This window comes from Actinokineospora cianjurensis (assembly GCF_003663795.1).
In the GTDB taxonomy this organism is placed as follows: domain Bacteria; phylum Actinomycetota; class Actinomycetes; order Mycobacteriales; family Pseudonocardiaceae; genus Actinokineospora; species Actinokineospora terrae.
Genome location: NZ_RCDD01000001.1, coordinates 2,384,018 through 2,407,422, shown reverse-complemented (window position 1 = coordinate 2,407,422; position 23,405 = coordinate 2,384,018). Strand labels below are relative to the sequence as shown.

24 protein-coding genes are annotated in these 23,405 nt (G+C 71.9%); 13 read left to right on the top strand and 11 right to left on the bottom strand.

The window, feature by feature from the left end; all coding sequences use genetic code 11:
• Positions 1–88: 88 nt before the first annotated feature.
• Together CLV68_RS10990 and CLV68_RS10985 are read left to right on the top strand one after the other, a co-directional pair.
• Positions 89–805, top strand: coding sequence for a response regulator (locus CLV68_RS10990; protein WP_035282988.1), 717 nt, complete (start codon positions 89–91; stop codon positions 803–805).
• 98 nt (positions 806–903) lie between these two features.
• The gene (locus CLV68_RS10985) at positions 904–2,148 is read left to right on the top strand and encodes a ribonuclease D (protein WP_121390247.1); all 1,245 of its coding nucleotides are present in this window, start codon (positions 904–906) and stop codon (positions 2,146–2,148) included.
• Positions 2,149–2,170: 22 nt separating this feature from the next.
• Here the strand turns inward: CLV68_RS10985 and CLV68_RS10980 are convergent, their stop codons facing one another.
• A complete protein-coding gene (locus tag CLV68_RS10980; protein WP_121390246.1) occupies positions 2,171–2,638 on the bottom strand; it encodes a nitroreductase family deazaflavin-dependent oxidoreductase in 468 nt (155 codons plus the stop codon).
• A 143-nt stretch (positions 2,639–2,781) separates the two neighbouring features.
• Here CLV68_RS10980 and CLV68_RS10975 point away from each other — a divergent pair, with 143 nt between their 5' ends.
• The 4 genes from CLV68_RS10975 (at position 2,782) to CLV68_RS10960 (ending at position 7,575) form a co-directional block, all read left to right on the top strand.
• Positions 2,782–3,447, top strand: coding sequence for a TetR/AcrR family transcriptional regulator (locus CLV68_RS10975; protein ID WP_121390245.1), 666 nt, complete (start codon positions 2,782–2,784; stop codon positions 3,445–3,447).
• 83 nt (positions 3,448–3,530) lie between these two features.
• Entirely contained in the window at positions 3,531–4,757 is a 1,227-nt protein-coding gene (locus CLV68_RS10970) for a thiolase family protein (protein ID WP_121390244.1), read from the top strand.
• A complete protein-coding gene (locus CLV68_RS10965) occupies positions 4,757–6,862 on the top strand; it encodes a 3-hydroxyacyl-CoA dehydrogenase NAD-binding domain-containing protein (protein ID WP_121390243.1) in 2,106 nt (701 codons plus the stop codon). Before CLV68_RS10970 ends, CLV68_RS10965 begins: the two co-directional genes overlap by 1 nt.
• A 371-nt stretch (positions 6,863–7,233) precedes the next feature.
• Positions 7,234–7,575 (top strand): HNH endonuclease, encoded by a 342-nt coding sequence (locus CLV68_RS10960; protein ID WP_121390242.1) that lies wholly within the window; start codon positions 7,234–7,236, stop codon positions 7,573–7,575.
• On the opposite strand, the gene CLV68_RS10955 is transcribed toward CLV68_RS10960, so the two are convergent.
• Entirely contained in the window at positions 7,572–8,699 is a 1,128-nt protein-coding gene (locus CLV68_RS10955) for a sensor histidine kinase (RefSeq protein WP_121390241.1), read from the bottom strand. The genes CLV68_RS10960 and CLV68_RS10955 overlap by 4 nt on opposite strands.
• Positions 8,696–9,376, bottom strand: coding sequence for a response regulator transcription factor (locus CLV68_RS10950; protein WP_170224206.1), 681 nt, complete (start codon positions 9,374–9,376; stop codon positions 8,696–8,698). The genes CLV68_RS10955 and CLV68_RS10950 overlap by 4 nt, the downstream gene beginning before the upstream one ends.
• 55 nt (positions 9,377–9,431) lie before the next feature.
• Between CLV68_RS10950 and CLV68_RS10945 the strand changes: the two genes are divergently transcribed.
• Positions 9,432–10,082: a class II aldolase/adducin family protein gene (locus CLV68_RS10945; RefSeq protein WP_092782401.1), complete on the top strand. Its 651-nt coding sequence runs from the start codon at positions 9,432–9,434 to the stop codon at positions 10,080–10,082.
• Positions 10,083–10,137: 55 nt separating this feature from the next.
• Here CLV68_RS10945 and dxs read toward each other — a convergent pair whose 3' ends face one another.
• Positions 10,138–12,057 (bottom strand): 1-deoxy-D-xylulose-5-phosphate synthase, encoded by a 1,920-nt coding sequence (dxs, locus tag CLV68_RS10940; RefSeq protein ID WP_121390240.1) that lies wholly within the window; start codon positions 12,055–12,057, stop codon positions 10,138–10,140.
• A gap of 252 nt (positions 12,058–12,309) precedes the next feature.
• Between dxs and CLV68_RS10935 the strand changes: the two genes are divergently transcribed.
• Positions 12,310–13,191: a hypothetical protein gene (locus CLV68_RS10935; protein WP_121390239.1), complete on the top strand. Its 882-nt coding sequence runs from the start codon at positions 12,310–12,312 to the stop codon at positions 13,189–13,191.
• Here the strand turns inward: CLV68_RS10935 and CLV68_RS10930 are convergent.
• Both CLV68_RS10930 and CLV68_RS10925 read right to left on the bottom strand, forming a co-directional pair.
• Entirely contained in the window at positions 13,188–14,420 is a 1,233-nt protein-coding gene (locus tag CLV68_RS10930) for a class I SAM-dependent RNA methyltransferase (RefSeq protein ID WP_121390238.1), read from the bottom strand. The two genes, CLV68_RS10935 and CLV68_RS10930, sit on opposite strands and share 4 nt — an antisense overlap.
• Positions 14,417–16,420, bottom strand: a complete 2,004-nt coding sequence (locus CLV68_RS10925) for an APC family permease (RefSeq protein WP_121390237.1) — start codon at positions 16,418–16,420, stop codon at positions 14,417–14,419. The genes CLV68_RS10930 and CLV68_RS10925 overlap by 4 nt, the downstream gene beginning before the upstream one ends.
• A gap of 124 nt (positions 16,421–16,544) precedes the next feature.
• On the opposite strand from CLV68_RS10925, the gene CLV68_RS10920 reads away from it, so the two are divergent.
• A complete protein-coding gene (locus CLV68_RS10920; protein WP_121390236.1) occupies positions 16,545–17,210 on the top strand; it encodes a potassium channel family protein in 666 nt (221 codons plus the stop codon).
• Positions 17,210–17,866, top strand: coding sequence for a potassium channel family protein (locus CLV68_RS10915; protein ID WP_121390235.1), 657 nt, complete (start codon positions 17,210–17,212; stop codon positions 17,864–17,866). Before CLV68_RS10920 ends, CLV68_RS10915 begins: the two co-directional genes overlap by 1 nt.
• 138 nt (positions 17,867–18,004) lie before the next feature.
• Here the strand turns inward: CLV68_RS10915 and CLV68_RS10910 are convergent, their stop codons facing one another.
• Both CLV68_RS10910 and CLV68_RS10905 read right to left on the bottom strand, forming a co-directional pair.
• Positions 18,005–18,772 carry a DUF3159 domain-containing protein gene (locus CLV68_RS10910; protein WP_121390234.1) on the bottom strand — a complete coding sequence of 256 codons (768 nt, stop codon included), beginning with the start codon at positions 18,770–18,772 and terminating at the stop codon, positions 18,005–18,007.
• A 13-nt stretch (positions 18,773–18,785) separates the two neighbouring features.
• Entirely contained in the window at positions 18,786–19,166 is a 381-nt protein-coding gene (locus tag CLV68_RS10905) for an OB-fold nucleic acid binding domain-containing protein (RefSeq protein WP_092782378.1), read from the bottom strand.
• Positions 19,167–19,533: 367 nt separating this feature from the next.
• Between CLV68_RS10905 and CLV68_RS35985 the strand changes: the two genes are divergently transcribed.
• Entirely contained in the window at positions 19,534–19,974 is a 441-nt protein-coding gene (locus CLV68_RS35985) for a hypothetical protein (protein ID WP_425454829.1), read from the top strand.
• A 44-nt stretch (positions 19,975–20,018) separates the two neighbouring features.
• Here the strand turns inward: CLV68_RS35985 and CLV68_RS10895 are convergent, their stop codons facing one another.
• Together CLV68_RS10895 and dut are read right to left on the bottom strand one after the other, a co-directional pair.
• The gene (locus tag CLV68_RS10895; protein WP_121390233.1) at positions 20,019–20,657 is read right to left on the bottom strand and encodes a DUF3710 domain-containing protein; all 639 of its coding nucleotides are present in this window, start codon (positions 20,655–20,657) and stop codon (positions 20,019–20,021) included.
• Positions 20,657–21,145 (bottom strand): dUTP diphosphatase, encoded by a 489-nt coding sequence (dut, locus tag CLV68_RS10890; protein WP_121390232.1) that lies wholly within the window; start codon positions 21,143–21,145, stop codon positions 20,657–20,659. The genes CLV68_RS10895 and dut overlap by 1 nt, the downstream gene beginning before the upstream one ends.
• Before the next feature lie 24 nt (positions 21,146–21,169).
• Here dut and CLV68_RS10885 point away from each other — a divergent pair, with 24 nt between their 5' ends.
• Positions 21,170–21,694, top strand: coding sequence for a DUF3093 domain-containing protein (locus tag CLV68_RS10885; RefSeq protein WP_121390231.1), 525 nt, complete (start codon positions 21,170–21,172; stop codon positions 21,692–21,694).
• Between the two features lie 225 nt (positions 21,695–21,919).
• On the opposite strand, the gene CLV68_RS10880 is transcribed toward CLV68_RS10885, so the two are convergent.
• Positions 21,920–22,228, bottom strand: a complete 309-nt coding sequence (locus CLV68_RS10880; protein WP_075973168.1) for a DUF4193 domain-containing protein — start codon at positions 22,226–22,228, stop codon at positions 21,920–21,922.
• A gap of 485 nt (positions 22,229–22,713) precedes the next feature.
• Here CLV68_RS10880 and cei point away from each other — a divergent pair, with 485 nt between their 5' ends.
• Positions 22,714–23,403: an envelope integrity protein Cei gene (cei, locus tag CLV68_RS10875; RefSeq protein ID WP_246009754.1), complete on the top strand. Its 690-nt coding sequence runs from the start codon at positions 22,714–22,716 to the stop codon at positions 23,401–23,403.
• Positions 23,404–23,405 lie beyond the last annotated feature (2 nt).

Below are 23,405 nucleotides of genomic sequence, written 5' to 3'. Positions count from 1 at the left end.
CACTTTCGGTCCAACGGCGGCGCGGCTGTTTGGTCGAAAGTCCCAGTGCCGGTCGGGGGGCAACGACCGACTCCAGGGAGGTAGTGACGTGGCTGCCGTCGGCTTAGGTCAGGCCGTTCGAACCACGCCAGCCGGCTCATTGCCGGCGAACATGGTCCCGCACCCGCGGGAGGAGCTGTTCTCAGTGCTGGTGGTCGACGACCACCCACTGTTGAGGGAGGCGATAGCGGCTCGGCTCACACAGATGGGCGCGGGCACAGTGCACGAGGCCGCCACGGTGGCCGAGGCGAGGGCGCGAGCGCAGGCCACCGGGCCGTGCGACCTGGCGATCCTCGACCTGGGTCTGCCTGACGGTAGCGGGATCGAGTTGGTCACGGAGCTGCGTAGCCACGGTTGGCCGCGCATCGTCGTGCTCGCCTCGTCCGACGACCCGTACGCCGTTCGATCGGCCTTCCAGGCAGGCGCACAGGCCTACCTGCTGAAGTCCGCGTCGCCGGTCGTGGTGACCGACGGGGTCCGCAGGGTGCTCGAGGGTGGCGTCTACGCCGACCCGAGTGTCGCCCCGGTCCTCGCCACCGGCACCAGGGTCCCCGGCACCGACAACACCCCGCGCGAGCTGTCGGCGCGCGAGGTCGAGGTGCTGCAACTGGTCGCCGACGGCCAGTCCAACAAGGAGATCGGCGAGGCGCTGAACCTCTCGGCGCTGACGGTGAAGTCGCACCTCTCGCGGATCGGCCGCAAGTTGGGCACCGGCGACCGGGCCCAGATGGTCGCGCTGGCCATGCGGGCAGGCGTCATCCGGTAGACAACAGCAGTCGTGTGGCTGGGCTGGGCATGGCCCAGCCACACGACTGCTGCTGATCTCCGACGATTGGCACCGGTCGTGCCGTAGGGTCATCGGCCGTGACGATCCCCGGCTCAGGACCCAGCGCCGCCGACCCGCCTGCTCCGGTCCTGCTCACCGAGCCCGCGGAGGGCACCCCCGACGTCGTCGTCGACCTCGCGGCCCTCGACCGCGCGGCAGGCCGCATAGCCGCTGGTCACGGCCCGATAGCCGTGGACACCGAGCGGGCGTCCGGCTACCGCTACTCCCAACGCGCCTACCTGGTGCAGGTGCGCCGCCAGGGCGCGGGGACCTTCCTGATCGACCCGGTCGCCGTCGACGACCAGGTCGACGCCCTCATCGCCGCGCTCGCCACCGACGAGTGGGTGCTGCACGCGGCGTCGCAGGACCTGCCCTGCCTGTCCGACCTCGGCCTGCGCCCCGCCAAGCTGTTCGACACCGAGTTGGCCGGTCGCCTCGCGGGCTTCGAGCGGGTCGCCCTCGGCACGCTGGTCGAGCTGCTGCTCGGCTACCACCTGGAGAAGGGCCACGGCGCCGCCGACTGGTCGCGCAGACCGCTGCCGGTGGACTGGCTGAACTACGCCGCCCTCGACGTCGAGCTGCTCATCCAGCTGCGCGACGCGCTGGAGTCCGAGCTGCGCGAGCAGGGCAAGTTGGAGTGGGCGCTGGAGGAGTTCGAGGCGCTGCGCACCGCGGACCCGGCGCCGCCGCGCAAGGAGCCGTGGCGGCGCACCTCGGGCATCCACAGCGTGCGGACCCCGCGCGGGCTGGCGGCCATCCGGGCGCTGTGGGAGGCCCGCGACGGCATGGCCCGCGAGCGCGACATCGCCCCCGGCCGAGTGCTGCCGGACAGCGCGATCATCCAGGCGGCGTCGGTGAACCCGCAGGACGAGCAGGCGCTGCTGCAGCTCCCGGTGTTCAAGGGGCGGGCGCAGCGCAGGCTGGCCAACACCTGGATGCGGGCTCTGCGCGCCGCCGCGGCGCTGACCAAGGCCGACCTGCCCGACCCGGCCCCGCCCGCCGACGGCCCACCGCCCGCCAACCGCTGGGCGGACAAGGACCCCGAGGCCGCTGCCCGGCTCGCGGCCGCGCGCGGCGCGTTGAGCAAGATCGCCGAGGCGCACCGGTTGCCGGTGGAGAACCTGCTCCAGCCGGACCTGGTCCGGCGGACCTGCTGGCAGCCGCCCGCCGACATCGACGAGGGGTCGGTCGCCGAGGTGCTGCTCGCCGGTGGCGCCAGGAACTGGCAGGTCGGGTTGACGCTGGACGCGCTGACCACGGCCCTCAAGGCGTCGGCGGGCTAGGTCTCGCGCGCCGACGCCGGTGTCATGCCGCCGTCGTCACGCGGAAGATCGGGTGGCTGGGGCCTGCGGCGAGCAGTTCGGCGTCGGTCGACTTGGCGTTGACGCCGTCGAAGAAGGCGCCCACCTCGAACGCCCAGCGCTTGAGGTAGGCGCGCAGGATCGGCGGCTTCACCTCGTCGGGCAGCTCCTCCGCGGTGAACCGCTCGACCCGCTTGCCGACGCTCAGCTCGCCCTCCCCCGCCGCCCGCAGGTTGCGCACCCACTGCGTGTGCCCGCGCGGGGCGACCAGGTACTGCACGCCGTCGATGGTGAGCAGGTTGACCGGGGTCTTGCGCGGCTCGCCGCTCTTGCGGCCCCGCACGGACAGGACCCGGGCGCCCCAGACGTCGAAGCCGCGGCGGACCAGGAACGACACGATGGCGTCGAACCGCAGCAGCCGGACGATCCGGCCGGGGCGCAGGTAGCGGGCGTTGGTGGCCTTGTCGGTCATGGTGACTCCTCCCGTGGCGAGAGCGGTGATCTCATTTGCGATCGGCGCTCTCTGTCGGTCGTAGTCAACGCGGCGGCGCGCGGCTTGTCAAGAGCAGTGCTCTCAAATTTGTTCAGCGCTCTCGTCGGTGTCAGACTGACGGCATGAGCGCAGGTCGAACGGCACGCGACAAGGCCAGGCACGAGCTGACCAGGGAGATCAAGGACGAGGCCAGGCGGCAGCTGGCGACCGACGGCGCGCACCAGCTCTCCCTGCGGGCGGTGGCGCGCAGCCTGGGCATGGTGTCCTCGGCGCTGTACCGGTACTTCCCGAGCCGCGACGACCTGCTGACGGCGCTGATCATCGACGCCTACGACGCGCTCGGGGCGGCCGTCGAGCGGGCCGACCGCGGCGACACCCCGGTCGAGCGCTGGCGCGGCGCCTGCACCGCGGTCCGGGAGTGGGCGCTGGCGCACCGGCACGAGTACGCGCTGATCTACGGCTCCCCCATCCCCGGCTACCAGGCGCCGCAGGACACCGTCGCCGCCGCGGTCCGGGTGCCGATCGTCCTGTTGGGAATCGCGGCGGCGGCCGGGGTCGGCGACAGCGAGATCCCGGCCGTGCTGCGCGGGCAGTTCGACGCGATCGCCGACGCCGTGCCGGTCACCGTGCCGACGGGCGCCTTCGCCCGGGTCGTGCTTGCCTGGACGCAGCTGTTCGGGATGGTCAGCTTCGAACTGTTCGGCCAGCTCGTGGGCAGCGCGGACCCGGCGGACGCGTTCTTCGGGTTCGCGGTGGACCGGATGGCCGAACAGGTCGGGATCGTCTGATTACCCGCCGGTAACAAGCGGTAGAGTGGACCTGGGTTACCACGCGGTAGCCCCATCGAGCCAGATCGAGCCAAGGAGCACCCGTGGCCGCACCCGCTGCCCCCGCAGCCGCGCGCGCCGCCCGCGAGGTCGTCTTCGTCGACGGCGTGCGGACGCCGTTCGGCAAGGCGGGCCCGAAGGGCGTCTACGCCGAGACCCGCGCGGACGACCTGATCGTCAAGGTCATCCGCGAGCTGCTGCGCCGCCACCCGGAGCTGCCGCCGGAGCGGGTGGACGAGGTGGCGGTCGCGGCGACCACGCAGATCGGCGACCAGGGCCTGACCATCGGCCGCACCGCCGCGCTGCTGGCCGGGCTGCCCAAGTCGGTGCCCGGCTTCGCCGTCGACCGGATGTGCGCGGGCGCGATGACCGCGGTGACGACCACCGCGAGCGGCATCGCGTTCGGCGCCTACGACGTGGTCATCGCGGGCGGGGTCGAGCACATGGGCCGCCACCCGATGGGCGAGGGCGTCGACCCGAACCCGCGGATCATCGCCGACAAGCTGGTCGACCCGACCGCGCTGGTGATGGGGCAGACCGCGGAGAACGTGCACGACCGCTTCCCGGACCTGACCAAGCAGCGCTGCGACGCCTACGCCGCGCGCAGCCAGGAGAAGTTCGCCGACGCGGTGAAGGCGGGCAAGATCGGGCCGGAACTGGTGCCGGTGGCGACCCGCTCGGCCGAACTCGGCTGGGGACTGGCCACAGAGGACGAACCGCCGCGCCCGGGGACGACGGTGGAAGCGTTGGCGGGCTTGAAGACCCCGTTCCGGCCGCACGGCCGGGTGACGGCGGGCAACGCGGCGGGGCTCAACGACGGCGCGACCGGGTGCGTGCTCGCCGCCGAGGAGACCGCGCGGGAGCTGGGCCTGCCGATCGGCATGCGGCTGGTCGGCTACGCGTTCGTCGGGGTCGAGCCGGAGGTCATGGGGATCGGGCCGGTCCCGGCGACGGAGAAGGCGCTGGCGCGCTTCGGTCTGTCCATCTCGGACATCGGGCTGTTCGAGCTGAACGAGGCGTTCGCCGTGCAGGTGCTGGCCTTCCTCGACCACTTCGGGCTCGCCGACGACGACCCGAGGGTCAACGTGTGGGGCGGGGCGATCGCCTGCGGGCACCCGCTCGCCTCGTCCGGGGTGCGGCTGATGACGCAGCTGTCGCGGCAGTTCGCCGAGCGGCCGGACGTGCGGTACGGGATCACCGCCATGTGCGTCGGGATCGGCATGGGCGGCACCGTGATCTGGGAGAACCCGAACTGGGACGGGGGCAAGTGATGCTGACCCACGAGCAGGCCGCGAAGGCGTTCCCGGACGAGGTGGTCACCAAGGCGGTCACCAGGCTGGTGCGGGTCGCCGGGCTGGCCAAGCCGGTCGCGCTGATCACCATCGACAACGGCCACGACCACACCCGGCCGTCCACCTTCGGGCCGCAGAGCCTGGTGAGCCTGAACGCGGCGTTCGACGCCGCCGTCGCCGCGGACCCCTCGGCGATCGCGGTGACCGGCAAGCCGTTCATCTTCGCCGTCGGGGCCGATCTGTCCGGTGTGGAGCAGGTCGCCGACCGGTCGTCCGCCGTGGACATCGCGCAGACCGGGCACGACGTGTTCCGGCGGTTCACCGAGTCGCCGGTGCCGACCTTCGCCTTCGTCAACGGCGCGGTGCTGGGCGGCGGCCTGGAGTTGGCGCTGTCGTGCCACTACCGGACCCTGTCGGACAACACGGCCGCGATCGCGCTGCCCGAGGTGTTCCTGGGCCTGTTCCCCGGGTGGGGCGGCACGCAACTGCTGCCGAACCTGATCGGGCCGGACGCCGCGGTGACGGTGATCTTCGAGAACGCGCTGAGCCAGAACCGGGTGCTCAAGCCCGCGCAGGCCGCCGAGCTCGGGATCACCGACGTGCTGCTCGGGTCGGCCGACTTCATCGAGCGGTCGCTGGCGTGGGCGTCCGATGTGGTCAATGACGTGGTTTCCGTTCCGCGCAAGGAGATTGACCGAGGCGCAGGCTGGGACGCGGCCGTCGAGCGCGCGAAGGGCATCGTCCACGGCAGGACCAAGGGCGCCTCGCCCGGCGCGCTCAAGGCGCTGGAGCTGCTGGAGTTGGCGCGCGCCAACGACCTCGACGCCGGGTACGCCGCCGAGACCGAGGCACTGGCCGACGTCCTGATGACCGACCCGCTGCGGGCCGGGCTGTACTCGTTCACCCTGGTGCAGAAACGGGCCAAGCGACCCGCGGGCGCGCCGGACAAGTCGTTGGCGCGGCCCGTGACCAAGGTCGGCGTCGTCGGCGCCGGGCTGATGGCGAGCCAGATGGCGCTGCTGTTCGTGCGGCAGCTCAAGGTCCCGGTCGTGCTGACCGACATCGACCAGGCCCGCGTCGACAAGGGCGTGGCGTACGTGCACGACGAGATCGACAAGTTGGGCGCCAAGGGAAAGCTGTCACCGGACGGCGTGAACCGGTTGCGGGCACTGGTGTCCGGGTCGCTGGACAAGGCGGCGTTCGCGGACGCGGACTTCGTGATCGAGGCCGTGTTCGAGGAACTCGGCGTCAAGCAACGGGTGTTCGCCGAGGTGGAGGCGCACGTCAGCGCGGAGTGCGTGCTGGCGACCAACACCTCGTCGCTGTCGATCACCGAGATGGCCGCCGGTCTCGCGCACCCGGAGCGGGTGGTCGGGTTCCACTTCTTCAACCCGGTCGCGGTGATGCCGCTGCTGGAGATAGTCCGCGCCGAGCGGACCGACGACGCGACCCTGGCCACGGCGTTCGCGGTGGGCAAGGCACTGCGCAAGTCGTCGGTGCTGGTCAAGGACGCGCCCGCGTTCGTGGTCAACCGGCTGCTGACCCGGTTCATGGGCGAGGTGGTCCGCGCGATCGACGAGGGCACCCCGTTCGAGGTGGCCGACCGCGCGACCGAGCCGCTCGGGCTGCCGATGAGCCCACTGGTACTGCTCCAACTCGTCGGCGCCCCCGTCGCCCTGCACGTCGCCGAGACCATGCACCGCGCATACCCGGACCGCTTCGGCGTCAGCGACAACATGCGCCGGTTCGTGGCGGCGGGCAAGAACGCGGTGTGGACGTGGGACAGCGCGGGCAACCAGTCGGTCGACCCGGAAGTGGCCGCACTGTGGCAGTTCGGGCCGAACCCGCTGACCGCGCAGGAGGTCCTGGACCGGGTACTCGACGCGATGGCCGAGGAAATCCGCATCATGCTCGACGAGGGCGTGGTCGCCGAGGCCCAGGACATCGACCTGTGCCTACTCCTCGGCGCAGGCTGGCCCTTCTGGCTGGGCGGCGTGACCCCGTACCTGGACCGGGCCGGGGTGTCCGAACGCGTGCACGGCAAGCCCTTCCTGGCCCCGGGGGTGGCCTCGGTCCCGGCGTGAGGTGAGCCGGAGGTGCGGACCGTGATCAACTCCGCCACCACGGAGCAATGATCCACGTCGGCACCTCCGGTTGGACCTACCGCCCGTGGCGTGGGGACTTCTACCCCCGCGGCATGCGCGACGAGTTGGCGTACCTGGCGCAGCGGTTGGCCACGATGGAGGTCACGGGACTTTCTACGCACTCGGCCTAGCCGAACGCCTACACAACCCTCCCACTGGGCTGCGATCTCAGCAGGAGTGACGGAGGATGGATGCATGGGTGGCGATGTGCGGGTGGGGACTTGGCGGTGCGAGTGGCGAACTTCCACGCGCACGCCGCGTGACGCTCAAGCGCTGGCCAGCAGGTTGTGAATGTCGGGCGCGCTGAGCGGATGGACCTGATTCTGGGCCGTGATGGCGCTACCTGCATCTGGTGCGCGCGCCCGTTCCGCGGTCAGGCTGTCCCCACCACCGACCACCTAGTACCGCGCGTCAAAGGTGGGCCTTCCTGGGTCGAGAACGAGGTCGCGGCTTGTCGCGGGTGTAATCGGTTGCGGGGGCATACGAGTCCGGTTGATTGGCTTGTCGAGTGTCAGCGGCTCGGGTGGGCGCCGGATGGCCAGCGGGTCGTCAAGGTGTTGCGGGAGTTGGAGGTTGCCATCGCGGTGCGGGGTGGGCAGCGGCGGGCACGGGCATATGTCGAGGGGCAGCTCAGGCGGGTGGCGAAGCTCTAGAGGGACGGGAAGGTCACGACCACGCGGAGGCCGCCGGACGGGACTGGGGTGGCTTGGACGGTGCCGCCGTGGGCTCGGGCTACGGCTCGGACTATGGACAGGCCCAGGCCGGTGCCGGTGTGGGAGGTGCGGTCGACGCCGCCGCGGCGGAAGGGTTCGAAGAGTTCGGGGACGCGGTCGGGGGGGATGACCGGGCCGGACGAGGCGACCTCCAGGGTGGTCCACTGTGGACCGCTGGTGGTGCGGACCTCGATCCAGCCGCCGTCGAGGTTGTGGCGGACGGCGTTCTCCAGGAGGTTGCCCGCGACGCGTTCCAGCAGGGCGGTGTCGCCGGTGACGGTGGCGTGGTCGTGGTGGAAGCGGGCGGTGATGCCGCGGCGTTCGGCGTCGGCTCGCGTGGAGCGCCAGGCACCGGAGACGACGACGGGAAGCTCGACCGGGCCGGTAGCGCCAACGCCCAAGCCGTCGGTACGGGCCAAGACGAGCAGCGCCTCGACGAGGTCGCCGGCGCGCAAGGTCGCGGTGCGCACGACGTCGGCCATGCGGCGCAACTCGGCAGTGTCAGCGTCCGGATCGGACAGAGTCACGTCTAGCTCGGTGCGGATAACGGCTAGAGGCGTGCGCAGCTCATGGCTGGCGTTGGCGACGAACTGCCGTTGCGCCGAGAACGCCGCCTGAAGCCGGTCGAGCATCGCGTCGAACGTGTCGGCAAGCTCGGCCACCTCGTCGCGCGCGCCCTGGTGGTTGATCCGCTCCCCCAGCGACTCCACGGACAACCGGTGCGCGGTAGCCGTAACTTCCCTCAGTGGCCGCAAGACCCGCCCGGTGATCACCCAGGCCAACAACGCGGTCGCCGCCACCACACACACGAACGCCACCGAGCCAGCCAGCAGCAGGCGGTCTCTAGCGTCGTTCGACAGCGCCTCCGCCAACTGATCCGCCTCGACACTGATCCCACCGACCACGACAGTCGTACCGGACGGCAGCGACGGGACCGAGTTGACGACCTCGCCCGCCAGCACCCACCCGAGCCACAGCAGCAGGACGCTGACCACGGCCACGAGCCCGGTGGCCAGCAGGGTGATCCTGGCCCGCAGCCCCGGGCCGCGCCTGCGGTCGGTCACACCCCCGGCTCACCGGCCGGTGCGGGCACCCGGTACCCGGAACCGACGACGGTGTCGATCACCCCCGGGTCGCCCAGCTTCTTGCGCAACGTCATCACGGTCACCCGGACGGTGGTGGTGAACGGGTCGGCGTTCTCGTCCCACACCCGCTCCAGCAGTTCCTCGCTGCTGACCACCGACCCGCGCGCGGCGAGCAGCACCTCCAGCACGCCGAACTCCTTGCGGGTCAGCTCCACCGGCCGCCCCGCCCTGGTCACCGTGCGCCGGGCCGGGTCGAGCTCGACATCGCCCGCGACCAGCACCGGCGGGGTGACCGGGGTCGCCCTGCGGGCCAACGCGCGCACCCTGGCCACCAGCTCGGGGAACGCGAACGGCTTGGCGAGGTAGTCGTCGGCGCCGAGCGAGAGGCCCTCCACCCGGTCGGCGACCGCGTCGCTGGCGGTGAGCATCAGCACCCTGGTCAGCGCGCCGGACGCGACGATCTCGCGGCACAGCTGGTCGCCGTGCATACCGGGCAGGTCCCGGTCGAGCACCACCACGTCGTAGCGGGTGACCGAGGCTTTCTCGTGCCCCTCGTCCCCGTCCAGGGCGATGTCGACGGCCATGCCCTCGCGCCGCAGCCCCCGGGCCACGGCCTCGGCGAGGGCGGCCTCGTCCTCCACGATCAGAATCCGCACCCCACCACGGTGCCACACGCCCCGACCGGCCCCTCCCGTCGGGCATGATCACCCCATGATGCTGCGCTCGCTGCGCGAACAGGTGGCCTCCCACGCCAGGGCGCTGGCCGAGGCGGGACTGGTCCTGGGCACGGCGGGCAACATCAGCGCCCGTCAGGGCGACCTGGTCGCGGTTACCCCTACCGGCGCCCGGCTCGCGGACCTGCGCGCGGAACACGTGACGGTCGTGGACCAGGACGGCGGCGTAGTCGAGGGAACACTCGCGCCGACGTCCGAACTGGACCTTCACCTGGGTGTCTACCGACGGTTCCGCGCGGGCGCGGTAGTGCACACCCACGCCCCGATGGCAACGGCGCTGTCGTTGGTCGTCGACGAGCTGCCGTGTGTGCACTACCAGCTGGTGGAGCTGGGCGGGACAGTCCCGGTCGCGCCGTACCGGACCTTCGGGACCACCGAACTGGCCGACGCCGTCCTGGAGGCCCTCGACGGCCGGACCGCGGCACTGATGGCCAACCACGGCGGCATCACCTTCGGCGCCGACCTGGCCACCGCCGCACACCGGGCCCTGCTGCTGGAGTGGGGCTGCGAGCTGTACTGGCGCGCGTCGCTGCTGGGCAAGCCACGCACCCTGGACCGCACCGAACGCGCCGACTACGAACGCCAGGTCGCCCGCCTGCGCTACGGCGTCACCCGCGAACTCGACTAGGTCTAGCGCTTAGAGCAAGCGCCGGGGGTTCACACAACCCCCGGCGCAGCTGGCTCTAGCTCCGGTCGGCTGACTCTGTCTGCTCGGTTGGGGCTACCGCGGTGCCGATCAGGTCTGAGGCCCAACCGGTGACGCGGCGGGCGATGTGCTGGGCGGTGAGGCCGAGGCGGACGAGGACCTCGTCGCGGGTGCCGTGGGCGTGGAACTCGTTGGGGATGCCCAGGTCGCGCAGGGGGACGTCCACGTCGGCGTCGCGCAGGGCGGCGGCCAGCGCCCAGCCGAAGCCGCCGTGGCGGCCGCTGTCCTCGACGGTGACGACCAGCTTGTGCCGTCGCGCCAGGGCGGCCAGCTCGGCGGGGACCGGGGTGACCCAGCGCGGGTCGGCCACGGTGACGCCGATGCCCTGGTCGGCCAGTCGCTCGGCGGCGGCGAGGCCCAGTGCGGCGAACGAGCCGACGGTCACCAGGAGCACGTCCTGGCAGTCGTCGCGGCGCAGCACGTCGACCGGGCCGAGCCGCTCCAGCGCCGGGATGTCGTCGCCGACGGTGGCCTTCGGGAAGCGCAGCACCGACGGGCCGTCGTCGATGGCGACCGCCTCGCGCAGCTCCTCGCGCAGGGTGGCCGCGTCCCGGGGCGCGGCGATGTGGATGCCCGGGATGACGCCGAGGATGGACAGGTCCCACATGCCGTGGTGGCTGGCGCCGTCCGGTCCGGTGATGCCCGCGCGGTCGAGCACGACGGTCACCGGCTGCTTGTGCAGCGCGACGTCCATCAGCATCTGGTCGAAGGCGCGGTTGAGGAACGTCGAGTAGATCGCGACGACCGGGTGCAGCCCGCCCATCGCCATGCCCGCCGCGGAGGTGATCGCGTGCTGCTCGGCGATGCCGACGTCGAACACCCGCTCCGGGAAGCGCTCGGCGAACGGCGCGAGGCCGGTGGAGCGCAGCATCGCGGCGGTGATCGCCACGACGTCCTCGCGCTCGGCGCCGATCGCGGCCAGCTCTTCGGCGAACACCGAGGTCCACACCGTGCCCTTGGACTTGCGCGGCTTGCCGGTGACCGGGTCGATCGGGTCGGTCTGGTGCATCTGGTCGAGCTCGTCGTTCTCGGCGAGCGGGTAGCCGTTGCCCTTGCGGGTGACCGCGTGCACGATCACCGGCCCGCCGAAGTCCTTCGCCCGGCGCAGCGCGGCCTCCAGCGCCTCCAGGTCGTGCCCGTCGACCGGGCCCAGGTACTTCAGGCCCAGGTCCTCGAACATGGCCTGCGGGCTCAGCACGTCCTTGATGCCGCGCTTGGCCGCGTGCAGGGCCGCGTAGAGGGGCTTGCCGACGACCGGGGTGCCCTGGAGGACCCTCTTGCCGCCTTCGAGCGCGCGCTCGTACCCGGGACGCAGGCGCAGCGTGGCCAGGTGGTCTGCCAGGCCACCGATGGTGGGCGAGTAAGAGCGCCCGTTGTCGTTGACGACGATGACGACCGACCGCTCGGTCCCGGCGGCGATGTTGTTCAACGCCTCCCAGCACATACCGCCGGTGAGGGCCCCGTCGCCGACGACAGCGACAACGGTGCGCTTCTCGCCGCGGAGCTCGTGGGCCTTGGCGATGCCGTCGGCGTAGGAGAGCGCGGTGGAGGCGTGGCTGTTCTCGACCAGGTCGTGCTCGCTCTCGGCCTGGCTCGGGTAGCCGGAGATGCCGTCCTGCTGGCGCAGCTCGTCGAACCCGTCGCGGCGACCGGTGAGGATCTTGTGCACGTACGCCTGGTGGCCGACGTCGAAGATCAGCCCGTCGGCTGGCGAGTCGAACACCCGGTGCAGCGCGATGGTCAGCTCGACCACCCCCAGGTTCGGCCCCAGGTGCCCGCCCGTTCTGGTGACCTTGTCGACGAGGAACGAGCGGACCTCCACCGCGAGCCGGTCGAGTTCCTCGTGGGTCATCCGCCGGAGATCGGCCGGTCCGTGCACGGAGTCCAGCAGGGTCACGCGTCGTCACCTCGTCGGAGAGCGGTGTCGTGTGGGGTCGTGATGTCGGCAGCGGGAGCGGGCTTTCGACCCAGTCTACGAGCGGTCGGGCACCCCCGACTTCCGGTATCGGCGCCGGGAGCGCGTCCGGCGATCGCCCATCCGGGTCACCGGGGTGCGGTTCTGATCACGCTGTTCCTGCTGGACCCGGCCGTGCGCGCGGCCCCGATTGGGTAGGGTTCGCGACACGTCGTGGGGGCTGGACAGGGGGAAGTGACCGGTGGGCTTGGCTTCTGCTGTGTCTTTGGTGACATCCCCGCCTGGGGCGGCATCACCACCTCGGGCGACATCAGCGTCTTCGGGGGGCGCGGCGTGACCGGGGTGGAACCAGTGGTGGCGCGGGCCGAGCTGGACCGGATGACCAAGGCGGTCGGCAGGGAGATGGTGCGCGCCGCGGGCCAGGGGTGGACCAGGGTGCGCGCGGAGTACCGGTCGGTCGGGCGGCACGTCGAGGCGGACCTGCTGGTGACCGGGCCGGACGGGGTGGCGCGCCCGGTGCGGCCGCCCGCCGAGGTGGTCGACGGCCTGGCCAGGCTGCGCGCGGGCATGTACCGGCCAGGTCGGGGCACCTGGATCGGCGCGGTGTACGAGATCGCGCCACCGGGGACCTTCGAGTGCGAGTTCGACCCGGACGTGGAGCCGACCTGGCGCCGCGTGCCGCCGCCGGTCGGGTTCGTCGACGAGTTGCGCTCGTTCCCGCGCTCGGAGGAGTTCATCCCGGACTGGTTCCGGGCCCGCGCGGGCATGCCCCCGGCCGTCTCCGCGGAGACCCAGTCGGCGGGCACGCCCCCGCACGGCATCCCCCTGTCGCAGGCGACACCACCCGGTGGCCAACCAGCCACCCAGCCGCCCCAGGGCAGGCCACCCACGGGCCAGCCGCCGCAAGGCAGGCCCGTGCAGCAGTCCCCGCAGGCAACCCCACCGCACGGGGCTCCAGGACCGCAGGGCGGCAGGCACGCGGCCCCACCACCGCCGTGGGAGAACCCGGCACCGTCAGGTGGACCGGGCAGGCACGCGGCAGGCCCGGGACGCCCTCCGGTGAGTGGACCGCGCCCGTTCGGTCCACCCGGGCCAGTGGACGACAACGGCCGCTAGCGCTGGAGCAGCGCCACGGACTCCACGTGGTGGGTCATGGGGAAGGTGTCGAAGGCTCGCAGCTTCGTCAGGGCATAGCCGTGGTCGGCGAAGGTAGCCACGTCGCGGGCTAGAGCGGCGGGGTCGCAGGCTACGTAGACGACGCGAGCGGGCTCACGGGCTGCGATGGCGTCGACGACCGAGCGTCCGGCGCCCTTGCGCGGCGGGTCGAGGACGACCACGTCAGGAGCGGGTAGGTCGCCGTCGGCGAGGACGTCTTCGACCTTGCCCGCGAACACCCGGACCTGGGGAAGGTCGGCCAGGTTCTCCGCGCCGTCTTCGGCTGCCCGGCGGGACGACTCGACCGCGACCACCGTGCCGTCTTCGCCTACCTGCCCAGCCAAGACGGCCGCGAACAGGCCGACACCGGCATAGAGGTCCCAGGCCGCGCCACCTTCGGCAAGACCGGTCCAGTCCGCGACCACCTCGGCGAGCACGTCAGCGGCGTCCGGGTGGACCTGCCAGAACCCGTGCGCGTCCAACCGCCACTCCCGGCGGGCGGCCTGCTCCACGGCGATCGACGACCCCAACACCCGGTGCGGGCGCAAGACAGGCTTACCGCTGCGCAGCCGCCCCTTGTCCGGCAGGAGCTCGCTGGCGTGGGTACGACCGGTGGCGTCAACGGACACCTCTAGCTCCGCGCCAGGAGTCCATTCCTGCCCGGCGAGGACGTCCACAGTGCCGGGAGCGGCGATCACGCAGTCCGCGACCGGCACGATCTTGTGGCTACGGTGCGCGCGGAACCCCACGCGTCCCGAGCGGTCCACCGCGAGCCGGGTCCGGGTGCGCCAGTGCTCCAGGCCCCCTGCCAACTCCTCGACCTCGACGTCCCACCGCACCCCGGCCAGGCGTTCCAGCTGCTCGGCGACGACCGCCGCCTTGAGCCTGCGCTGCTCGTCGGCCGAGGCGTGCTGCCAGTCACACCCGCCGCAGCCGCCTGGGGCAGCCAGCGGGCACGGCGGCTCGACGCGTTCCGGCGACGCGGACAGCACCTCGACGGCGTCACCCCGGCAGAACGAGCCGCCCTTGTCCTCGGTGATGGCGACGACCACCCGCTCCCCCGGCAGCGCGTGCCGGACGAACACGACCCGGCCGTCGGCCCTGGCCACGCAGTGGCCGCCGTGGGCCACCGCGCCGACCTCGACCTCGAACCGGCGCCCGGTCCAATCCGCCACTGTCCCGCTGGTCATTTCGGTGCGTCCTTACCGGTAAGGCCACGACGGATGGCGCCGGGAGCGATCAGGTCGCGCTCGGCGACCTTCTCCGACGACGCCAGCTGCCACGGCACGCTTGTCACCATCACGCCTGGCTGGAACAAGAGCCTGCCCTTGAGCCGCAGCGCGCTCTGGTTGTGCAGGACCTGCTCCCACCAGCGGCCGACGACGTACTCGGGGATGAACACGGTGACGACGTCGCGCGGGTTGTCCGTACGGATCCTCTTGACGTAGTCGAGCACCGGTTTGGTGATCTCCCGGTAGGGCGACTCGATGACCTTCAGCGGCACCGAGAACCGCTCCTTGTCCCACTCGGCCACGAGCTTCTTGGTGTCCACGTCGTCCACGTTGACGGTGATCGCCTCCAGCACGTCCGGCCGGGTGGCCCGCGCGTAGGCCAGTGCCCGGCGGGTCGGCAGGTGCAACTTGGAGACCAGCACGATCGTGTGGATCCGGGAGGGCAGCACGAACGGGCCCTCCTCCTCGGCGCGGGCCAGCTCGGCGGCCACCCGGTCGTAGTGCCTGCGGATGCCGGTCATCACCAGGTAGATGCCCGCCATCGCGGCGATCGCGATCCAGGCGCCCAGCAGGAACTTGGTGATCAGCACCACCACCAGCACCGAGCCGGTCATCGCCAGGCCGAAGGCGTTGATGGCCTGCGCCCGGCGCATCCTGCGCCGCTCGACCGGGTCGGTCTCGCCAGCCAGCTTGCGGTTCCAGTGCCGGATCATGCCGGTCTGGCTCATGGTGAACGAGACGAACACCCCGACGATGTAGAGCTGGATCAGCCGGGTCACCTCGGCGTCGAAGGCGATGACCAGCACGATCGCGAACCCGGCCAGGCCGATGATGCCGTTGGAGAAGGCCAGCCGGTCGCCGCGGGTGTGCAGCTGGCGGGGCAGGTAGCGGTCCTGGGCCAGGATCGAGCCGAGCACCGGGAAGCCGTTGAACGCGGTGTTGGCGGCCAGCACGAGGATCAGCGCGGTGACGATGGTGATGAAGAAGAACCCGACCGGGAAGCCGTCGAACACCGCGCCCGCGATCTGGGCGACCATCGTCTTCTGCTCGTAGCCGGGCGGGGCGTTGACCAGCTGCGTGGCCGGGTCCTCGGCCACCCGGACCTGGGTGAGCTGGGCGAGCACGATCAGGCCCATCAGCATGACCACCGCGATGCCGCCCATGAGCAGCAGCGTGGTCGCCGCGTTCTTCGACTTGGGCTTGCGGAAGGCGGGCACGCCGTTGCTGATGGCCTCGACGCCGGTCAGCGCGGCGCAGCCGGAGGAGAACGCGCGCAGGACCAGGAACACCAGCGCGAGACCGGCCAGCTCGCCGTGCTCGGCGTTGATCTGCAGGTCGGCGCTCTCGGCGCGCATGTCCTCGCCGAGCACCAGGCCGCGGAACAGGCCGAAGCCGATCATCAGGACGATCCCTGCCATGAAGGCGTAGGTCGGGACGGCGAACGCGGCGCCGGACTCGCGGATGCCGCGCAGGTTGATCGCGGTGAGCACCACGATCGCCACCACGGCGAACTCCACCTTGTGGGTGGCGACGAACGGGATCGCGGACCCGATGTTGGCCGCGGCGGAGGCGATGGACACGGCCACCGTGAGCACGTAGTCGACCAACAGGGCGCTGGCGACCGTTAGCCCTGCCTGCTTGCCCAGGTTGACCGTGGCGACCTCGTAGTCACCGCCGCCGGAGGGGTACGCGCGCACGTTCTGCCGGTAGCTGGCGACCACGGTGAGCATCACGACGACGACCACCACGCCGACCCAGGGCGCGAAGGTGTACGCCGAGAGCCCGGCCACCGAGAGCATGAGGAAGATCTCTTCCGGCGCGTAGGCGACCGACGACATCGCGTCGGAGGCGAAGACCGGGAGCGCGATGCGCTTGGGCAGCAGCGTGTGCGCCAGCCGGTCGCTGCGGAACGGACGCCCGACCACCAGTCGTTTCGCCGCCGTGGAGAACTTGGACACGGACGCACAGCGTAGGCGGTCACATCACCGATCCGGCGCACCCACCGGTAGGTTCGTCCACGATCGGGCAGCATCACCCGCGGTGGGTGCCGATCGGGTTCACCGGAGCGAGGAGGCGGTTGGCGTGCACGTGGTGATCATGGGCTGCGGCCGGGTCGGGGCCATGATGGCCGCGGCCCTCGAGCGGCTCGACCACAGCGTGGCGGTGATCGACAAGGACGCGCAGGCGTTCCGCAGGCTCGGCTCGGACTACCACGGCCAGCAGGTCGTCGGCACCGGGTTCGACCGGCAGGTGCTCATCGAGGCGGGCATCGAGCGGGCGGCCGCGTTCGCGGCGGTGTCCAGCGGCGACAACTCCAACATCATCTCCGCCAGGGTGGCCAGGGAGACCTTCGGCGTCGAGCACGTGGTGGCCCGCATCTACGACCCCAAGCGCGCCGAGGTCTACGAGCGCCTCGGCATCCCGACCGTGGCGACCGTGCCGTGGACGACCGACCGGCTGCTGCGCACGCTGCTGCCCGACGGGGTCGCCTCCGCGTGGCGCGACCCCACCGGCCGGGTCGCCGTGCTGCAGGTGCCCTACCACGAGGACTGGATCGGCCACACGGTCAAGGAGTTCCAGGGCGCGACCGGCTGCCGGGTCGCGTTCGTGATGCGGTTCGGCACCGCCGTGCTGCCGGTGGCCAAGACCGTCATCCAGTCCGACGACCACGTCTACGTCGCCGCCCTGTCCGGCACCCTCAGCGACGTCACCGCGGCCGCGGCACAGGCACCCGAGGAGAGCAACTGATGCGCGTCGCCATCGCCGGAGCGGGCGCGGTAGGCCGCTCCATCGCCGCGGAGCTGGTGGGCGGGGACCACCAGGTCATGCTCATCGAGCGCGAGGCCACCCAGTTCGAACCGCACACCGTCGAGCAGGCCGAGTGGGTGCTCGCCGACGCCTGCGAGCTGGCCTCGCTGGAGGACGCGGGCGTGCAGCTGTGCGACTGCGTCATCGCCGCCACCGGCGACGACAAGGTGAACCTGGTGGTGTCGCTGCTGGCCAAGACCGTGTTCGCGGTCAAGCGCGTGGTCGCCAGGGTCAACGACCCGAGCAACGAGTGGCTGTTCACCAGCGCGTGGGGCGTCGACGTCGCCGTGTCGACACCGAGGGTCTTGGCCGCGATGGTCGAGGAGGCCGTCAGCGTTGGCGGGCTCGTGCAGCTGCTGACGCTGCGGCAGGGGCAGGCCAACCTGGTCGAGATGACGCTGCCGGACGACACGCCTTGGGCGGGCCGACCGGTGCGGGACGTGAAGCTGCCCCGCGACGCCGCTCTGGTGACGATCCTGCGCGGCGGCCGGGTGATCGTGCCGCAGCCGGACGACCCGCTGGAGGGCGGCGACGAGCTGCTGTTCGTGGCATCCGCGCACGTCGAGGGCGAGATCCGCAACGCGCTGGGACACTGAGACACACCTCCTGCCACCACCCCCTCGTCCCCACCCGGCATCGTTCCCGGCGACCGGGTCGGGGGCGCCTCGGGCGAGCTGACCGACCAAGTCGGGAACCGTGCCGGGCGGGGATGACGGGGTGGGTGGCGGGAGAAGTCAGTCCGAGTACTTCGCGCGTAGGGCCGCCTCGACGGTTTCGTCGTCGACCGTCTCGGTCTGCTCCAGCTCTTCCTGCCGCAGCTTGGCCTTGCGGACCGCCCACACCGTGACCACGAGGGCCACCGCGAACAGCGGGTACCCCATCGCCAGGCGGGCGGCGGCGAGCCAGCCCGTGAGGTCCTCGTCGTAGAGCCACTTCTGCACGACGTAGCGGGCGGCGAAGATGAGCACGAAGGTGGCCGTCGCCAGGTCGTAGGCGAAGACCGACCTCTTGTCCTTGCGCCAGCCCTGACCGTGCCCGTTCAAACTGGACCAGATGACGCCGACGAGCGGCCACCGGAACAGGATGGACAGCGCGAACACCCCGCCGTAGACCAGGCTCGTCCAGATGCCGAAGAGGAAGAACCCCTTCGCCGACCCGGTCTGGTAGGCGATGAACGCGGCGATGCCGACCCCGAAGAACCCGGAGATCGCGGGCTGCAGCGGCTCCTTGCGGACCACCCGGATGACGGTGATCAGCACGGCGCTGCCCAGCGCGCTCCAGATGCCGACGGTCAACCCGCCCAGCTGGTTGGCCAGGACGAACACCAGGACCGGCAGCGACGAGTAGATCAGACCGCTGATGCCGCCCATCTGCTCCAGCAGTGTGGGCTGCGGCTCCTCGGTCTCCTCGGTGCCCTGCTCGCCGGGGTCCCGCTGCTCGTCGAGGTCGTCGCGACGGTCGGGGTCACCCGAACCGTTGACATGTGCGGCCGGGTTGGTCATGGCACCGGTTTCGTCAGGGAGCCGTGGTCTGCAGCTCGTAGTACGGGTTGTAGAGCACCTTGCGCCCGTCCCTGACCGCGATCCTGCCCTGGGCCTTGACGGTCCGGCCAGGCTCGATGCCCGGGATACGGCGACGCCCGAGCCACACTAGTGTCACGCCCTCGGTCCCGTCGAACAGCTCCGCCTCCAGCGTGGCCGCGGCGTCCCTCGGGCACAGTTCGACGGTGCGTAACCGGCCGAACACGGTGACCTCCTCGCCGGATCGGCAGTCGCAGGCCCGCCTGGCACCCTGGGCCTCGGCGTGCGTGGACAGGTCGTCCGCGTCGAGCTGGTCCACGTCGACCGTGAGCCGCTTGACGAGACGGTGCCAGTATCCGTCCCCCTTGGTGGCCATAGCGCAGTCTTCTCCCGTGAGGGGGCCGTCCCCGACTAGCTTTTCGCGGCCCATGCCGAATCAGCGTAACCGCGCCGGGTGGTCACTGGACAAGGATCGCGGCGTGAGTGTGACCCAGCCGCTAATGGCGGTACTACTACCGGGTACCGGCTCGGACGCAATGTTCGTTCGGTCCGTTTTCGCCGGACCTCTTGCCGCTGTCGGCGTGACCCTGCGTGCTCCTGATCCGCGACCGGGGAAAGACCTGGTCAGGGGCCATCTAGAGGCGCTGGACGCTACAACAGGCCCAGTCTTGGTCGGCGGTATTTCCCTCGGCGCACACCTGGCGGCTTTGTGGGCGGCGCGAAATCCCGAGCGGTGCGCTGGTTTGCTGCTAGCCCTACCTGCCTGGACCGGTGAACCTGGCGACGCACCTGCGGCCGTCGCGGCGCGGTACAGCGCTGCTGACGTGCGCGCTAGAGGTACTGAGACGGCGTTGGCGGCCGCCGTGGCCGGGGTGGACCCGTGGCTGGCCGCGGAGCTGTCCCGCGCGTGGCCCGCCCACGGCGCCGGGTTGGCCGACTCCTTGCTGGTGGCGGCCGATCAGCCCGCGCCGACAGTGGCAGACCTGGCGTCCCTGGACGTCCCGGCCGGGGTGGCGTGCTGCACGGACGACCCGATTCACCCGTCCGAGATCGCCCGGACGTGGGTCGACGCGCTCCCGCGAGCCCACCTGGGCACGACCACGCTCGCCGCACTCGGCGCGGACCGCGAATCCCTCGGTCGCGCCACCGTGCTGGCCTGGCTCCAGGCCCGCTCCACCCGCTGAGCCCGGCCGGGCGCGCCGCTCGACGCCGCGCGCCCGCCTGCGGACTACTCGGCGGGCTGCTGGGCCGCGATGTGCTCGGCGATCGCCTTCGGCAGGTCGATCTGCAGCGGGGTGCGGACCGGCATCGGCTGCTGGCCGCGCACCACGACGGAGTTGCGGACCAGCTCGCGCAGGGCGGCCGCGCTGGTGTCCGCCAGCTCGGGGGGACCGGCGACCACGCCGCGCAGCATCCAGCGGGGACCGTCGACCCCCACGAAGCGCAGGCTCATCTCGCCGAGGGAGGCGCTGAGCTCCTGGCCCCAGTCGCCCGCGTGGCTGCGGACCGTGGCGCCGTCACCGCGCAGCTGCTCGGCCAGCTCACCGCACACCTCGCGCCACAGCCCGCCGGAGCGGGGCGCGGCGTAGGCGTTGAGGGTCACCTGGCCGACCGGGGTCAGCACGTGCACCGCGCGGACCGAGCCGGACGGGTCCATCTCCACCTGGAGCTGGGCGCCGTCGGGCACCGGGACCCGGACCGACCCCAGGTCCAGCCGGGGGAAGTCGTCGTCGGGGGCGTCGGCCTCGTCGTAGGGGCCGTCCGGTGCCTCGACCGCGACCGGCAGGTCGACGTCGTCCTCATCGGTGATGGCGCCGACCTCGACGTCCTCGTCGCGCCCGCGTCTACCGCGCCCGAACAGTGCCACTACTCCTCCGTCGTGTTTCCCGACCCCGCCGAACCCACGAGCACGTCGTGCCCGCCGGTCGACCCGTACCCGCCGTCACCGCGCTGGGACGACCCCAGCTCGGCGACCTCGCGGAACACCGCGTGCTCGACCCGCTGGACCACCAGCTGCGCGATCCGGTCGCCCCGGCGCAGCGCGATGGACTCGCGCGGGTCGTGGTTGATCAAACAGACTTTGATCTCGCCGCGGTAGCCCGCGTCGATGGTGCCCGGGGTGTTGACCACGCTCAGCCCCAGCCTCGCGGCCAGTCCCGAACGCGGGTGCACGAACCCGGCGTGCCCCTCCGGCAGCGCGATGGCGACACCGGTGCCCACCACCACCCGCTCCCCCGGCGCGATGACCACGTCCGATGTGGTCACCAGGTCGGCCCCGGCGTCACCCGGCCTGGCGTAGGCCGGGATGGGGACTCCGGGATCGGTACGGGTGAGCAGGACCTCCACGCTGGGCACGAGCGGCGAGACTACCCTGGGCCCGTGACCGACACCTCAGGCACGGCAGCCACCGCGGCGCCGCCGCGCGCCGCCTACCGGGAACGGCTGTACGTCACCTGGTACTGGTGGCCGTTGCCGCTGGTCGCCGCGACGCTGCTGGCCGCCGAGATCCACATGGGCCACCCGGGCGTGCGCGCCTGGCTGCCGTACGTGGTGATCATCCCGCTGACCCTGGTGCTGATCCTGCGCGCTGGCACGACCCGGGTCGCCGTCGTCGACGGCGAGCTGTGGGTCGGCGACGCGCACCTGCCGCTGGAGCACGCGGGCGAGGTCGAGGTCTTCGACGTGGTCGGGGCGAGCGGGCAGGCCGCCGCCAAGCGCAAGGTGCTCGGGCCGCACCTGGACCCGGCCGCGTTCCTGCTGCACCGCGGCTGGGTGCGCCCGCTGCTGCGGGTGCGGGTGACCGACCCGGAGGACCCGACCCCGTACTGGGTGTTCAGCACCCGGCGGCCGCGGGAGCTGGCCGAGGCCATCGCCGCGGGCCGGGCCGGGCGCACCGAGAGCTGAACGCATCGGGACTGGATCCATCAGGGACTAGGCGCGCCGAGGACTGAGCCGCCCGGCACGGCGGCCCAGCTCGGGGCACTTCGCTGAACCGACCCGCCGCAGGCTCGCGGGCAGGGCCGAACCTGGGGACAGCAACAGCCGGGTGCCCCTGGATCCGCGGGCGACCCGGCTGTTCCCCAGCCCAAACTCCCCCGGTGCCCGCGCGGGGCACCGAGGTCCTCGGTCTCAGGCGCAGTCGCGGCAGACGAACACGCCGCCGTTGTCCTCCGCCAGCCTGCTGCGGTGGTGCACGAGGAAGCACTTCGAGCAGGTGAACTCGTCAGCCTGCTTCGGCACCACGCGGACGGTCAGGTCCTCGCCGGAGAGCGCGGAGAGGTCGGCACCGGGCAGCTCGAAGCTCTCGGCGGTGTCGGTCTCGTCGACGTCCACGACTCCGGACTGGTTCTCGTTGCGGCGCGCCTTGAGCTCCTCGAGGGAGTCCTCCGCGAGATCGTCGGCCTCGCTGCGCCGTGGTGCGTCGTAGTCGGTCGCCATCTATTTCACCCCTGCGGTCCTTCAGGATGTGGGTCGTGCCGCTGGACAACGTTCCAGCGCCCCGGTTTGTGCCCGCCACCCGAGTGACGGAGGTCTCGCAGGCCGCGTCGGGTCCGCCCGCCCGTCGGAATCGATTCCGCGGGCCGTCCTCGGCGACTGGAGCGGGCAGAGGGTAGCCCATGGCGGACCACGGCGCGCACAGCGTCACCCTGCTGGGGGTGTCCGCCGTGGTGACGCCGGGTGTCCGGCGTGTCGCGAACCGGGCGAACCCGCTTGCCCCGCGCCGGTCGCGCGTGGTGCGATGCCCGGGGGTGACGTCCCGCCACCGACCGGTCGCGCGCGGCACGCCAGCGCACCGGCGGGTCCGTGCCGCGTCCCGCGTCGAAACGAATAGGCTGAGCAGCGACGTCTGACGGCCCTGGTGTGCGACCCGGGCCGCGCGTCCAGGGGGGTGGGGCCATGGGGTCCGTAGGGAGGGTCCGCGCGTGTCGACAGGCGGTCTGAGGACCCAGCGCTACCGCAGGCGGCGGCCGTTGCCCGCGGTGATCCTGATGGCGGTGCTCGGGCTGGTCGCCGGGATCGTGTGGCTGCGGGTGATCCAGTCCGACGGCGCGGTCACCACCGCCCAGGCATGCGCCCCGCCGCCGACCGTGGTCCCGGTGGAGGGCCAGCCGCTGCCCACGCTGGGCCAGCAACTGCCCACCGACGCCCTGGACCGCACCCCGCCGAGCCCCGCGCCTGGCGCCCTGGTCCGCGTGATCAACGCCAGCGGCCAGAACCGGCTGGCAGGCGCGGTCACCGAGTCGCTGCGCGACCTGGGTTTCACCCAGATCGGCGAACCGGGCAACGACGCCATCTACCCCAACGGCACCCTCGGCTGCCGCGCCCAGATCCGCTTCGGCCAGCAGGGCATGGGCGTCGCCCGCACCCTCAGCCTGGTCGACCCGTGTGCCGAACTGGTCCGCGACGAGCGCCAGGACGCCACCGTCGACCTGGCACTCGGCAAGCGCTTCGACCACCTCCAGCCCACCCCGGCCGCCCGCCGCGCGCTGGAGCAGTTGACCGAGTGGTCCCAGGCCAACCCCGACACCCAGGGCGGCCTGCAGAACGACGGCTCGACCGCGGCCCCGATCGACCAGTCCCTGCTGGACTCCGCCCGCCAGGTCAACTGCTGACC